At 69.8% G+C, this 12,900-nt stretch carries 13 protein-coding genes; 6 read left to right on the top strand and 7 right to left on the bottom strand.

What is annotated here, in order from left to right; all coding sequences use genetic code 11:
• The first annotated feature begins 67 nt into the window (after positions 1-67).
• Positions 68-1,054, top strand: a complete 987-nt coding sequence (locus O7624_RS04380) for an ATP-binding cassette domain-containing protein (RefSeq protein ID WP_093409527.1) — start codon at positions 68-70, stop codon at positions 1,052-1,054.
• Positions 1,051-1,890 carry an ABC transporter permease gene (locus O7624_RS04375; protein WP_093409524.1) on the top strand — a complete coding sequence of 280 codons (840 nt, stop codon included), beginning with the start codon at positions 1,051-1,053 and terminating at the stop codon, positions 1,888-1,890. The genes O7624_RS04380 and O7624_RS04375 overlap by 4 nt, the downstream gene beginning before the upstream one ends.
• A 59-nt stretch (positions 1,891-1,949) precedes the next feature.
• Here O7624_RS04375 and O7624_RS04370 read toward each other — a convergent pair whose 3' ends face one another.
• From O7624_RS04370 to O7624_RS04360, 3 genes are all read right to left on the bottom strand, one after another.
• Positions 1,950-2,519, bottom strand: coding sequence for an SRPBCC family protein (locus O7624_RS04370; protein ID WP_139233227.1), 570 nt, complete (start codon positions 2,517-2,519; stop codon positions 1,950-1,952).
• Entirely contained in the window at positions 2,516-3,058 is a 543-nt protein-coding gene (locus tag O7624_RS04365) for an SRPBCC family protein (RefSeq protein WP_093409777.1), read from the bottom strand. The genes O7624_RS04370 and O7624_RS04365 overlap by 4 nt, the downstream gene beginning before the upstream one ends.
• Before the next feature lie 137 nt (positions 3,059-3,195).
• Complete coding sequence (locus tag O7624_RS04360) at positions 3,196-3,969, bottom strand: class I SAM-dependent methyltransferase (RefSeq protein WP_093409775.1); 774 nt, start codon at positions 3,967-3,969, stop codon at positions 3,196-3,198.
• 173 nt (positions 3,970-4,142) lie between these two features.
• On the opposite strand from O7624_RS04360, the gene O7624_RS04355 reads away from it, so the two are divergent.
• Complete coding sequence (locus tag O7624_RS04355; protein WP_282239033.1) at positions 4,143-5,330, top strand: glycosyltransferase; 1,188 nt, start codon at positions 4,143-4,145, stop codon at positions 5,328-5,330.
• A gap of 183 nt (positions 5,331-5,513) precedes the next feature.
• Here the strand turns inward: O7624_RS04355 and O7624_RS04350 are convergent, their stop codons facing one another.
• A complete protein-coding gene (locus O7624_RS04350) occupies positions 5,514-5,903 on the bottom strand; it encodes a metalloregulator ArsR/SmtB family transcription factor (protein ID WP_282239032.1) in 390 nt (129 codons plus the stop codon).
• A gap of 112 nt (positions 5,904-6,015) precedes the next feature.
• On the opposite strand from O7624_RS04350, the gene O7624_RS04345 reads away from it, so the two are divergent.
• Complete coding sequence (locus O7624_RS04345) at positions 6,016-6,744, top strand: class I SAM-dependent methyltransferase (protein ID WP_282239031.1); 729 nt, start codon at positions 6,016-6,018, stop codon at positions 6,742-6,744.
• A 371-nt stretch (positions 6,745-7,115) separates the two neighbouring features.
• Positions 7,116-8,303 (top strand): acyltransferase, encoded by a 1,188-nt coding sequence (locus O7624_RS04340; protein ID WP_170863592.1) that lies wholly within the window; start codon positions 7,116-7,118, stop codon positions 8,301-8,303.
• A gap of 51 nt (positions 8,304-8,354) precedes the next feature.
• Here O7624_RS04340 and O7624_RS04335 read toward each other — a convergent pair whose 3' ends face one another.
• From O7624_RS04335 to O7624_RS04325, 3 genes are all read right to left on the bottom strand, one after another.
• Positions 8,355-9,344: an NAD-dependent epimerase/dehydratase family protein gene (locus O7624_RS04335; protein ID WP_282239030.1), complete on the bottom strand. Its 990-nt coding sequence runs from the start codon at positions 9,342-9,344 to the stop codon at positions 8,355-8,357.
• A 4-nt stretch (positions 9,345-9,348) separates the two neighbouring features.
• Positions 9,349-10,683 carry a nucleotide sugar dehydrogenase gene (locus O7624_RS04330; protein ID WP_282239029.1) on the bottom strand — a complete coding sequence of 445 codons (1,335 nt, stop codon included), beginning with the start codon at positions 10,681-10,683 and terminating at the stop codon, positions 9,349-9,351.
• A 103-nt stretch (positions 10,684-10,786) separates the two neighbouring features.
• A complete protein-coding gene (locus tag O7624_RS04325; protein ID WP_093409507.1) occupies positions 10,787-11,644 on the bottom strand; it encodes an AraC family transcriptional regulator in 858 nt (285 codons plus the stop codon).
• Between the two features lie 284 nt (positions 11,645-11,928).
• Here O7624_RS04325 and O7624_RS04320 point away from each other — a divergent pair, with 284 nt between their 5' ends.
• The gene (locus tag O7624_RS04320) at positions 11,929-12,897 is read left to right on the top strand and encodes a DUF1702 family protein (RefSeq protein ID WP_282239028.1); all 969 of its coding nucleotides are present in this window, start codon (positions 11,929-11,931) and stop codon (positions 12,895-12,897) included.
• The last annotated feature ends 3 nt before the right edge of the window (positions 12,898-12,900 follow it).

Below are 12,900 nucleotides of genomic sequence, written 5' to 3'. Positions count from 1 at the left end.
TAGCTTGGTCCGGGCAAGATCTCGTGATTCGGCTGCCCGAGTTCGCTGTGACGCGACGGGAGAGAGCATGACAGGCAATCCAGCGCTGGCCATTGAGACCCATGAGCTGGTGAAGGTCTACGGAGAGACGCGTGCCCTGGACGGGCTGGACCTCACCGTGCGCACCGGGACGATCCACGGTGTACTGGGGCCCAACGGCGCCGGCAAGACGACCGCCATGAAGATTCTGGCGACCCTGCTGCGGCCCACCTCCGGCAATGCCCAGGTGCTCGGTCACGACGTGGTGCGCGAGGCGGCGGCGGTACGCCGCCGGATCGGCCTGACCGGGCAGACCATGGCGCTCGACGAGGACATGACCGGCCTGCAGAACCTGATCCTCGCCGGCCGCCTCCAGGGCCTGCGGCACCGCCCGGCCACCGCCCGCGCCGAGCAGCTGCTGGAGGCGTTCGAGCTCACCGAGGTCGGTAATCGGCTGGTGAAGACCTACTCCGGTGGTCAGAAACGGCGCATCGACGTGGCCGCCAGCATGGTGGTGACGCACGAGTTGCTCTTTCTCGACGAGCCGACCACCGGCCTCGACCCGCGCAGCCGCAGCGAGGTCTGGCAGATGATCCGGGTGCTCGTCCAGGACGGCGGCACCGTCCTGCTCACCACCCAGTATCTCGACGAGGCCGACCAGATGGCCGACGACCTGACCCTGATCGACCACGGGCAGGTGGTGGCCCGCGGGACGCCAGCCGAGCTGAAGACCAGCCGCGCCGACGGCGTGCTGGAGGTGCTGCTGACCGATCCGTCCCGCCGCGCCGAGGCGGGCACGCTGCTCGCCCGCGCGATCGGCGCGGGCGTGGACGCCGAGTCCGACCCGTCCCGGCTGCTGGTGAAGATTCCCGACGCCGACCAGGCCGCGCGCGCCCTCGGCGAGTTGGCCCGCGCGGGAATCAGCGTCGAGGACTTCACCCTGGGGCAGCCGTCGCTGGACACGGTGTTCCTCGCGCTCACCGGCCACTCCACGCTGGACGACACCCGAGAAGAGGAAGCGGAGGTTCGGGCATGACATCATCCAGCACCCAGGCTCGGCCGGCGGCCGAGTTCCCCGGTCGGTCGGTGCCCGGCATGCAACGGCCGCCCGCTCCGGGCGCCCTCTTCGCCTGCCGTACGTTCGCCTGGCGGACGTTGATCAAGCTGAAGTACGTGCAGGACCACCTCGGTACCGCCGTGGTGTTCCCGGTGATCCTCACCCTGGTCTTCACGTATCTGCTCGGTGGCGCGATCGCCGGTACGCCTGGGGACTATCTGCAGTTCTTCCTGCCCGGTGTGATCGTTCTGTCGCTTGTGGCGTCGAGCATGATGAGTGCCCTGACGCTCAACCGCGACATCGCGACCGGGATGTTCGATCGGGTCCGCTCCACGCCCATCTGGCAGCCGGCGGTCCTGGTCGGCACGATGGGCGGCGACGTCCTGCGGTACGCGCTGACCTCGGTGGTGCCGCTGGCGTTGGGTCTGCTGCTGGGCTTCCGCCCGGACGGCGGCTTCGCCGGTGTGGTGCTCGCGCTGCTCTACCTGCAGCTGTTCACCTTCAGCGTGAGCTGGTTGTGGATGTTCTTCGCGGTGTTGATTCCGCAGCCCACGGCCGCGGCCGGTGTGGTCAACCTGCTTCAGTTCATCCTGCTGTTCGGCAGCAACATCCTGGCCCCCTCCCAGACCATGCCGGGCTGGCTCGAGGCGGTGGTGAAGCTGAACCCGGTCACCCATGCCGCGACCACCACGCGTGGCCTGATGCACGGTGATCTGTCTGGCGGTGACCTCACGGCGGGTCTGCTCGCCTGCGCGGCGCTCATTGTGGTGTTCGCGACGCCGACCGCCCTGCTCTACAACCGCAAGCAGCGCTGACCCCAGACGAAGCCGGCCCCGGTTCCCACGAGGGAACCGGGGCCGGCTTCGTCTGGCGGTCAGGATTCGGCATTGACCAGGGCGGCCCAGGTCTGGCCGCGTTCCTGGGCGATCCGCATCATCTCGGGACTCGGCTCGAACTCCTCGGCGGCGTCCTCCGGTACGGGGGCGCCGGGCAGGTCGCCGCGCAGGAACATGCTCAGGAAGTCGAGGGCCATCTCCCAGCCCACGGCCACCTCGATGAGCATCAGGTCGGAGACCGTGGCGTGCTCCAGTTCGAGCAGCGTGCCGGAGCCGTCTTCGCTCAGCCGCAGCTCCACCTCGCTGTCGGGCTTGTCGCCGTAGATCCAGCTGAGGGTGAGCAGCCGCGGCGGCTCGCAACGCAGGATGTCACCGTGCGCGTTGCCCGGCAGGTCGAAGGTGCCGCCCTGGCGTAGCTCCCCCTTCGGCTCGATGAACCAGCGGTTGATCCGGTTCGGGTCGGTGCAGGCGCTCCAGACCTCCTCGACCGGCGCGTCGTATCGCTGCCGGATGATGACGCTGCGGGCGTCGCCGGCGGGGATCGAACGCCGGCCGATGAGTCGCTCGGTCGGCTGGCCGGAGGCCACCGGGTTGTTGAGTTCGCTCACTTCGCCGTCACCTCCTTGATCCTCTTTTCGAAGGAGGCGAGGATCGTGGGCCAGCCCTTGTCCATGCCGTTGCGCACCCGCTTGGCGTGCTTGGTGCCCATCCGGTCGAAGTGCGTGTGCTCGACCTCGACCCGGGTCTTCTTCTGACCGTCGGGCACGAACGTCACCGTGAACTCACTGGCGTTGTCCGGGTCGATGCGGCCGAAACCGTTGAGTCGCCAGCCGACGGCCAGGGTGTCCGGTGCGTCCACCGTGCGGATCAGGCCGAAGGTGTGTTCCTCGCCCTGCTCGTCGATCTCGTAGAGGCGGCCGCCCTTCTTGGGGTCGACGCCCAGGGGCGCGCCGACCTTTGTGGTGCGGAAGTTCTCCGGCCACCACTGCGGGAAGTCCTCCAGGAACACCTTGAAGGCGGTCTTGCGGTCGGCCGCGACCGTGACACTGTGCCGGACGAACGGATCGTAGTTCGGCGGTTTCGGCTTCCGGGCGGTGGTGCTCTTGGTCGCCGTGCGGGTGGCGGACGCGGTCTTCTCCTGTGGCATGTCTCCGTCCTCACTGTCGCTGTGCGGGAGGTGGACGGCCCGCGGCTCGCCCACCTCTCCATAAGTCGACGCAAACGTAAGTCAGAGTTTATACGTACCCCGCCCGGCTTGCTTGATGCGCGGTGGACACGCGGGGTTCAGGAGCCCCACCGCAGGTAGGCGGGGGCCGGTCGGCCGGGGATCAGGCGCAGCGTGGCGTGGTCCAGGCCAAGGGTCTCCCGCATCGCGATGTTCTCCCCCGGCCACTTGGGGTTGTCCAACTCGTCGAAGGCGACGATGCTGCCCTTGGTGAGGTGTGGACGGATGGCCTCGAGCACCGCCTTGGACGGTTCGTAGAGGTCGAGGTCGAAGTAGGCCAGCGCGATGACCGTCTGCGGGTTCTCCGCCAGGTAGCGCGGCACCGTCTCGCGTACGTCCCCCTCCACGAGGACGCTGCGCTGGGTCACGTGGCCGAAGAACTCGCTGCACTCGTGGGCGTCGAGGACCTCCCGCAGGTACGCCGGGTAGCCCCCGGGGGTCGCGAACCGGCCTTCGTACGCGGTCGGACCGACCTTGTCGACCTCGTTGACGTCCGGAAATCCGGTGAAGGTGTCGAAGCCGACGATGCGGCGCAGCGGGTTGTAGGGCTCGTAGAGGCCGCGCAGCGCGGTGAAGGTGGCGAGGTGGCGGCCGTACCGGACACCGAACTCCATGATCACGCCGGGTACGTCCAGGACCTCGCGGTAGAGGTGGTCCATGGAGAGCAGGTCGGTCAGCTGGTGCCGGCGTAGGAAGAGGGGAAGGTTGTTGACCAGTTCCTCGGTCGGGATGGGGGAGTTGGTCAAGAGCTTCGTCAGGCGCTGAGTCGTGTCCGTCTCCTCGGCCGAGTCGTGCACGAAGGCACGCAGGTCCTGACCGTCACCGCTGCCCATAGAGGCCTCCCAGACGTAGATCACTTTATATTTTCAAGCGTAGAGCAGGAGCGTCGGATGGCACAACACGGCAAGGTTGCTTGCCGTACGAGTTGCGCAAGCCGGGACACTGTAGATCCGTAAGGCCTGTGCTAGATATGAATAAAGTGGATTGTTCTCCCTTCGAAAGGCGAGTGATCGACGTGCGTGTGCTGTTCGCCAGTCTCGGAACACACGGCCACACCTACCCGCTACTGCCGTTGGCCGCCGCCGCTCGGGATGCCGGCCACGAGATCACCTTCGCCACCGGTGAGGGCTTCGCCGAGGTGTTGCGTGGGCAGGGCTTCGACCCGGTCGCCACCGGGATGCCGGTCTTCGACGGCTTCCTGGCGGCGCTACGGATCCGCTTCGACACCGACAGCCCCGACGGGCTGACGCCCGAGCAGCTCAGCGAGCTTCCCCAGATCGTGTTCGGGCAGGTGATGCCACAGCGCATCTTCGACCAACTCCAGCCGGTGCTCGACCGGGTGCGACCGGACCTCGTCGTGCAGGAGATCAGCAACTACGGCGCAGGACTGGCCGCCACCAAGGCCGGCATCCCGACCATCTGCCACGGGGTCGGCCGAGACACCCCGGACGAGCTGACCCGTTCCATTGAGGACGAGGTGGCCCGGCTCGCCGCTCAGCTCGGCATCGATCTGCCGCCCGGGCGCATCGACGCCTTCGGCAACCCGTTCCTCGACATCTATCCGCCGTCGTTGCAGGAGCCCGCGTTCCGGGCCCGCCCCGAGCGCCATGAGCTGCGCCCGGTGCCGTTCACCGAGCGACCGGACGTGCCGGACTGGGTACTCGCGCGGACCGGGTCCCGGCCCCTGGTGTACCTGACCCTGGGCACCTCCAGTGGCGGCACCGTCGAGGTGCTGCGGGCCGCGATCGACGGCCTGGCCGCCCTGGACGTCGATGTCCTCGTCGCGGGCGGCCCTTCGCTCGATCTCAACCAACTCGGCGAGGTGCCGACCAACGTGCGGCTGGAGTCGTGGGTCTCGCAGGCGGCGCTGCTTCCCCACGTCGACCTCGTGGTCCATCACGGTGGCAGCGGGACCACCATCGGCGCGTTCGACGCCGGTGTGCCGCAGCTCTCCTTCCCGTGGGCTGGTGACTCGTTCGCGAACGCCCAAGCCGTGGCCCTGGCCAAGGCCGGTGAGCACCTGCCGCCCGGCGGTGTCAACGCCGAGGCGGTGGCGGACGCCGCGAAGCGGCTGATCGCGGACGAGAGCTACCGGACGGCGGCGAAGGCGGTCGCCGCCGAGATCGCCGCGATGCCGGCCCCCGACGAGGTCGCCCGCCGGCTGCCCGACTTCGCCGCGGGGCGGGCCGCCTGATCGCGTCCGAGCGATGGGCCCGAATCGGGCTGTCGGATCCGGTCGAGCCGAGACGGGGCCCAGGCGGCGATTCGGCAAGGCGTTGGTTCGTCCGGATGCCGGTGTGGTATCCGGACGAACCACCAGCGCCGCCGGGTGCCTTCTGGGTCCGTCGCAGGCCGGCGAAGATCCGGAAGACGCGCCCTAGCCGTCCGTGCCGCCGGACTGACGGCGGGTCTGGTGGTCGGCCGGCGACTCGCCGCTGCCGGACCGGCGGCGGGACCGACCCCGCGCGATCTCTGTGCTCAGCGCGTCGAGGCGCTGGCTCCAGAAGCTGCGATAGCGCTCCAGCCAGTGGTCCAGCTCCTGAAGCGGTGCCGGATCGACGGCGTACAGGCGGCGGGTGCCCTGCGGACGCACCGTGGTGAAGCCGTTCTCCCGCAACACCCGAAGGTGCTGGGAGACACCGGGCTGGGAGATCCCGAACTCGCGTTGCACGATCGCGCCGACCTCGCCAGCCGACATCTCGCCGTCGGCCAGCAGCTCGATGATGCGGCGGCGGACGGGGTCGCCCAGGACGTCGAACGCGTGCACGGCACGACAATATCAGACCGTGGTTATAAAGGCGGCAGGTCGGCGATCGTCCCGGCACCGCCGATCCAGCTCGCCACCTGGTCGACGACCGGTGGTGCCGGGAGGGGTAGGAATGTTCGGGCCACAGCACGCCGCGGTGTACGAGGCGACCTACCGTAGCCGGGGCAAGAGTTGGCAGGCAGAGGCCACCGACGTGGCCGACCGGATACTGGCCGTCCGTCCGGCTGCGACCCGGTTGCTCGACGTCGGCTGCGGCACCGGAGCCCACCTGGAATCGTTCGCCGGCCGGTTCGCCCATGTCGAGGGCGTGGAATTCGCGCCGGCCATGCTGGACGTGGCCCGCCGCCGGCTGCCCGGGGTGACGCTGCACGCCGGTGACATGCGCGATTTCCGGCTGGGTGCCACCTTCGACGCGGTGACCTGCCTCTTCACCGCGATCAACTTCCTCGGCACGGTGGCGGAGATGCGGGCCGCCATCGCCACGATGGCCAGGCATCTCGCGCCCGGCGGCGTGCTGGTGGTGGAGCCCTGGTGGTTTCCGGAGCGGTTCATCGACGGTCACCTCGGCGGCGACCTGGTCCGGGAGCCGGACCGGGTGGTGGCTCGGATCTCACGCTCGACCCAGCAGGGGCGGCTCACCCGGATGGAGGAGCGTTGGCTGGTGGGTGACGCCCACGGCATACGCGAGTTCACCCAGGTCGGCCTGCTGGCGATGTTCACTCGTGACGAGTATTTGGACGCGTTCGCCGCCGCCGGGTGCGAAGGGTCATATGTGACCGGCTGGTTAACCGGACGAGGACTTTTCGTGGCCACCCGTACCGGCGAGCCGCCGTCGAACTGAATAGATCTGACGCGGGCCAACCTCGACGGACCAATCCTACGATGTGGGAGCCGGGAAGGTTGTGGTGGTCCGGCGGATGAGTAACCCGGGAAACGGATAGACCGGACCGTCTCCTCGGCGTCGCAACCTCGCTCTACGGATCGACGATCCGTCCAATAGTACGGTGCGTCAGCGCCCGTGCGCGTGTCATCGTCGCATTCACCGCAACCAATCAGCGGGACGACGGACGTTTGTCTGCCAGACGGACTGATCCTATTTCGTCGGCAGATACGACGAAAGATTCAGCCCGAGTGCCGGCACCCGCCGATGGCACCGGTGGACGCGCGGCATCCGACGGCTCAGGGCGTGGCCCGGCCCATCCGAGGAGCGACGTGACACACACCGACGCACGACCACACCGGCTGCCGGCACTCACCGGTTATCGCTTCTTCCTCGCGCTCACCGTGGCGGCGGTGCACCTGCTCTCCACGTCGCAGCTCTTCGCCAACGAGGCGCTGCAACTCGGGATGGGCCTGACCACGCCGTTGGCCTCGGCCGCCCTGGCCACCTTCTTCACTCTCAGCGGTTTCGTGCTGACCTGGTCGGCGCCAGCGATGGACCGGGCCGTCCGGTTCTGGCGTCGCCGGTTCTGGAAGATCGTGCCGCTACACGTGCTCGCCTGGGGTGTCGCGGTGGCGTTCGTCCTGCTCGCCAGCGCGCCGTCGCCGGTCAGCGGATTCTCCACCGACCTACGGGCCGGCCCGGCGGTGGCGAGCCTGCTGCTGGTGCAGGGTTGGGTGCCGTCCTGGGACTACCTGTCCTACCTGAACGCCCCGGCCTGGTCGATCTCGACCGAGGCCTTCTTCTACCTGTTGTTCCCGTTGCTGCTGCCGTTGGTGCTGCGTATCCCGGCCGAGCGGCTGTGGCGCTGGTGCTTCGCGATCATCGGGGGCATCCTGCTGATCTCGGCACTGAGCCCGCTGCTACCCGGCGTTGCCCAACTGGACTGGTTGCCGTTCAACCTCACCGAGTACTGGTTCGTCTACACCTTCCCTCCGGTCCGGCTGCTGAATTTCCTGCTCGGCATGGTGCTGGCGCGCATCGTGCAGACCGGTCGCTGGCGGCGGGTCGCCCGGTGGAAGCTGGTGGTCTCGACGATCCTGGCGTTCCTGCTGACCCCGATGCTGCCGTTCACCTTCATCTTCAGCGCGGCGCTGTTCCTGCCCCTGTTCGCGTTGGTGGCGAACCTCGCCCACGCGGACCTGGAAGGTCGCGGTCGGGTGCTGCGATCCCGGCCGTTGGTCGCCCTGGGCAACGCGTCGTACGCGCTGTACATCATCCATTTTCCGATCATGCTGATCATGCGGCACCTGGTCGGTGCGGACCAGCGGTTCGGCGCCGGGGTGGGTTTCCTGGTCGCCGGCGCAATGCTGCTGGTGTCGATCGCCGTCGCGCTCGGTCTGCACCGCTGGGTGGAGGAACCGCTCCGTCGCCGGTACGCGCGAGCCCGGGTCACCGGTGACCGGCCCAGCCTCGGCGGGCAGATCCGCCCAGCCACCGTCGTGCCCGGACAGGCCTGACCGCACGTGTTGCCCACCCCCGACCACCCGAGCGGCGCTGTGGTGCTCCGGCTACCGGGCGACCAACCCGTCGTCGGCCTGCGCTGTCCACCAAGGGTTGCGCCGGGCCCACTCGACGGTGTGGCGCAGGCCGGTCGCCAAGGGAGTCTCGGCGCGCCAGCCGAGCAGGCTGGCGGCCTTGCCACAGTCCGGCACGCGCCGGGGGATGTCCTGGTAACGGGCTCCGAGGCCGGCACCGGTGTCCGCCGTCCGGGCCGACACCGTCACCCCGGCCACCTCGGCGGCCAGCCGGATCGCCTCGGCCACCGGCGTCTCGACGGTGTTGCCGATGTTGAAACACTCGCCGACCGCTCGCGGGTGCGCCGCCGCGAGCAGGGTCGCCTCGGCCGCCTCGGGTACCCAGGTGAAGCAGCGGGTCTGCCGGCCGTCGTCGTACACCACCGGTGGATCACCACGGAGCAGCCGGGCGATCGTGCGGCTGAGCACGTACGCGGGCCGCTGGCGCGGGCCGTAGACGTTGAAGTAGCGCAGCACGACCACCGGTAGTCCCTCCTGCCGGTGGTAGGCGAAGGTGAGGTGCTCGGCGGCGGCCTTGCTCGTCGCGTACGACCAGCGGTCGGTCGCGGTGCTGCCGAGCACCCGGTCGTCCTCTTCCCGCCACGGCACCCGGGGATTGCGTCCGTACACCTCGCTGGTGCTGGAGACCAGCACCCGGGCGCCACAGCGCAGGCCGGCCCGCAGGGCGTTGCGGGTGCCATCCACGTTGACCTCGACGACATCCAGCGGCCGGCTGAGATACCTGTCGACGCCGACGACAGCGGCGAGGTGGTAGATCTCGTCCACGCCGGTGGCGGCAGCGGTCAGCGCGGTCGCGTCACGGACGTCGCCTCGCACGTGCCGGACGTCGCCGGCTGCCCCGGCCAGGTCCGGCGGCGGGTCGGCGGGATCGTAGACCACCACCTCGTCACCCCGGTCGAGCAGGCGTTGCACCACGTGACTGCCGACGAAGCCGAAGCCGCCGGTCACCAAGGACCTCGGCACGATGTCACCTCCCGATACCGCGATAGGCGAAGCCGAGCCGAAGCACCTCGCGGATGCGCGTCGGCGTCAGGTGCATGCGCCCGTCGAAGAACAGGCAGGGGCGGTGCACCTGAGTGACCAGGGTGCTGAGGTCGAGGTCGTGGAACTGGCGGTGTCCGGCGAGGAAGGCGAGACAGCCGGCCCCGGCGACCGCCTCGGCCAGGCTCGCCGCCGGTGCGAAGCCGAACCGGGCCTCGATCTGCTCCGGGTCGGCGAGCGGGTCGAAGATCCGGACCTGGAACCCGGCCTCGCGCAGCGCCGCCACCACGCCCAGCACCGGGGTGTTGCGGACGTCGCCGGTGTCGCTCTTGAAGGCCGCGCCGAGCACGGCGACCGTGGTGTCCGACCGGTCCAGGCCGAGCTTGAGCAGTTCGTCGGCGATCAGCGAGGCGGTGTAGCGGGGCATGTCGTCGTTGACCGCCCGGGCGGTCTCCACCGTGCGTAGCGGGACGCCTCGGCTGCGACCGTCCCGCCAGGCCATCCACGGGTCCTTTGTGAGGCACGAGCCACCGACCCCCACCCCGGGCATCAGCAGGTTGACCATGCTGCTGCCCTTGGGCAGGGTGTTCGCCGCGCCGGTCACGTCCAGGACGTCCACATCGAGCGCCGAGCAGTACCGTGCCAGCTCGTTGGCAACCGCCACGTTCGCGTCGATCCACCAGTTGGTGGCCAGCTTGACCACCTCGGCCGCCTCGGCGGACGGCACCTGATGGACCTCGACGCCGAGGTTGGAGCGCCAGAAGCGCTCGGCCGCCGCGGCCGAGCGGGGACCGACCCCGCCCACCACGACCGGCAGGCTGCGAACCTGGGCCAGGGCGGCACCCTCCGCCAGCCGCTCCGGGCAGAAGGCGAGCCAGAAGTCGCATTCGCGGACCAGCCCACCGCGCTCCAGCAATGGCGCGACGAGGGTGCGGGTGGTGCCGGGGGAGACCGTCGACTTGACGATCACCAACTGCCCGGCGCGCAGGTACCCGGAGAGCTGTTCGCAGGCCGCCACCAACTGGTCGGCGACCATCTCACCTCGCGGGTCGGTAGGCGTGCCGACGGTCACCAGCACCACGTCGACGCCGGCCACCACCGCGTACGAACTGCTCGCGGTGAGCCGTCCGGTGGCGCTCAGCTCGGCCACGGCGGCGGCGAGGCCGGGCTCGGGCAGCCGACACCGGCCGGCCCGCAGGTCGGCCACCAGGGACTCGTCGCTGTCGATCGCCACCACCTCGGCGCCGCGTTCGGCGAGCGCCACCGCGAGGCAGGTGCCGACGTAACCGGCGCCGATGACGGCGGCCTTCAGTGCGGACACGCGTCCGGAAACGGGATCGATTGGCATGGTTGTCCGGAACCGCCTTCCTGTTCACGGCGTCGCGGGCCGGTCACCGTCGGGCGAACCCGCCAGGCCGCCGCCATCACGCGATGGCCGGGGTGGCGGGCGCGTGACGGCCGACCGGCCGGGCCGGTCCTGACCAGCGTCCCGGTGCGACCCGGCCGATGAGCGTCTCGACCAGTCGGCACACCGGCCCGATCGCCAGCGCGGGCGGGTCGGTGGGGCGGGGAGGCTGGATCGCGATGCGGGCACGGGCCCGGCCGTCCTGGGGCAGCAGCAGGTCCGAGGCGCCCACCAGATAGCTGGTCGGCTCCTCGTCCACAAGGGCCTGGGCGACCGTGCTGTGACCTCGGACCAGCACGACCCGGGTGTGGTACGTGCCGGGACGGGCCACCACCGGCACGCCCGTGCCACCGGCCGAGACCGCCCACGCAGTTGACGCGTCACTGGACTCACCCGCCGTGCGCAGGCCGACCAGGACGAGGTCGTCGGGGGTGCTGTCGGGCAGGTGCAGCGTCAGCCGGGGGCGGACCACCTCGGTGCGCGCCCGGCGCAGCGCCTCGGCCAGGACGTAGCAGGGCCGTCCGGCCAGCAGCCGGGCCAACTGGCGGAAGTGTCCGGGCGAGGTGCCGACGAGACGGGTGAACTGGGTGGTGAACGTGCCGGCACTGGTATAGCCGACGTAGCCGCTGATCGCGGTCACCGTCAGGCCGGTGTGCAGCAGCAGCCGGCGGGCCTCCGCCATGCGCAGCGCGGCGAGGAACCGGGCCGGGGTCATCGAGGTCACGTCCCGGAAGAGCCGATGGAAGTGGAACGGGCTGAAGGGAACCACCCGGGCCAGGTCGGCAAGCTGCAGCGGCTCCGCGAGATGACCACGCATGTATTCGATCGCCCGTGCCGCAGCGGCAGCACGGGAGTGGTCGACCGTGCTCCGCGTCATGCCTGACGTCGTTTTCACGTGCACTCCCTGCGAGTCGATCGGGCACCGTTGTGGATTGTGCGCGGCTGTGCTTGACGTTTTCTTGATTGCTGGCCGGGAGGGCCGGCCGGCAATTGATGGGCCAGCCGAGCAAGTTGAGAGAAGTAACTCCGATGATCGCCGTGAAACATGGTTCGGGTACCGACACGGCGACACTGGTCCCGTATGGGGCTGATTAATCAGCGGGGTCCAATTTGCCGAATCATGTCGGCCTTATTGCGGATGACGCGCGTCAGGAGTAATCCATGCCCGTCAACTGGCGAACCATTCGTCAGAACCTTCTGACCCCGAAAACAACCGAGGCCAGCTTTGCCACTCGTGGGTTTGTCGCCCGCGACGAGGCCAGCCGCGAGCTGCTGGAGTCCGTCGGCGTCCACTTCCTCACCGGCTTCCGGTACGCGGTGGGTGAGCGGGGCCCGGTCGAGGCCGCGGCGCGGCTGGAGACGGTCGAGCCCGACCTGCGGGGCTTCGCGTACGAGGGTGCCGCGATGGGTTTCGCCGTGCTGGACGGGTTGACCGGTGGCCGCCGGCTGGCCCGTTTCCTCGCCGGTCCCGCCGATCGGCACGTCTACATGGTCCATGTCGGGCTGGGGTGGGCGATGGCCCGGCTGCCCCGCTGGCGCTGGCGGGCCGTCCAACCGACCGACCGCCTGCTGGGCTGGTTGGCCCTCGACGGGTACGGCTTCCACCAGGCGTACTTCCACACTCAGCGATACGTGCGGGAACGCCACCGGGACCGGATCGGCTCGTGGCCGGGGGATCCCGCCGGGCGGTGGACCGGTCAGGTCATCGACCAGGGCGTCGGGCGGGCGTTGTGGTTCGTGGCGGGCGCCGACCCCGACCGGGTCGCCGACACGATCGACAAGTTCCCCGTCGAGCGGCGCGAGGACCTGTACAGCGGGACCGCGCTCGCCGCCACCTACGCCGGCGGCGCCCGCCGCGAACTGCTGCTCCGGCTGGCTGAACGGGGCGCGGCGTACGCACCGGCCATGGCGCAGGGCAGCGCGTTCGCCGCGCAGGCCCGTCGCCGTGCCGGCCTGACCAGCGAACACACCGGCGTCGCCACCGAGGTGTTCTGCGGTACGCCCGCAGCGCAGGCCGCCGAGGTGACCGAGCACGCGTTGGACGGCCTCGACCACGACGGGCCGGTGCCGGCGTTCCTGGTCTGGCGGCAGCGGATCGCCCAGCAGTTCGTGACCTTGGGGAGGTGCTGACCC

It is taken from the genome of Verrucosispora sp. WMMD1129, from assembly GCF_029581255.1.
GTDB lineage: Bacteria > Actinomycetota > Actinomycetes > Mycobacteriales > Micromonosporaceae > Micromonospora > Micromonospora sediminimaris.
This window is presented reverse-complemented; position numbering and strand designations above follow the sequence as displayed.

Bases quoted from the DNA above. Each gene is read 5' to 3' on its own strand.
- O7624_RS04380 (WP_093409527.1), top strand. From the start codon at position 68: ATGACAGGCAATCCAGCGCTGGCCATTGAGACCCATGAGCTGGTGAAG.
- O7624_RS04375 (WP_093409524.1), top strand. From the start codon at position 1,051: ATGACATCATCCAGCACCCAGGCTCGGCCGGCGGCCGAGTTCCCCGGT.
- O7624_RS04365 (WP_093409777.1), bottom strand. From the start codon at position 3,058: ATGCCACAGGAGAAGACCGCGTCCGCCACCCGCACGGCGACCAAGAGC.
- O7624_RS04360 (WP_093409775.1), bottom strand. From the start codon at position 3,969: ATGGGCAGCGGTGACGGTCAGGACCTGCGTGCCTTCGTGCACGACTCG.
- O7624_RS04345 (WP_282239031.1), top strand. From the start codon at position 6,016: ATGTTCGGGCCACAGCACGCCGCGGTGTACGAGGCGACCTACCGTAGC.
- O7624_RS04325 (WP_093409507.1), bottom strand. From the start codon at position 11,644: ATGACGCGGAGCACGGTCGACCACTCCCGTGCTGCCGCTGCGGCACGG.
- O7624_RS04320 (WP_282239028.1), top strand. From the start codon at position 11,929: ATGCCCGTCAACTGGCGAACCATTCGTCAGAACCTTCTGACCCCGAAA.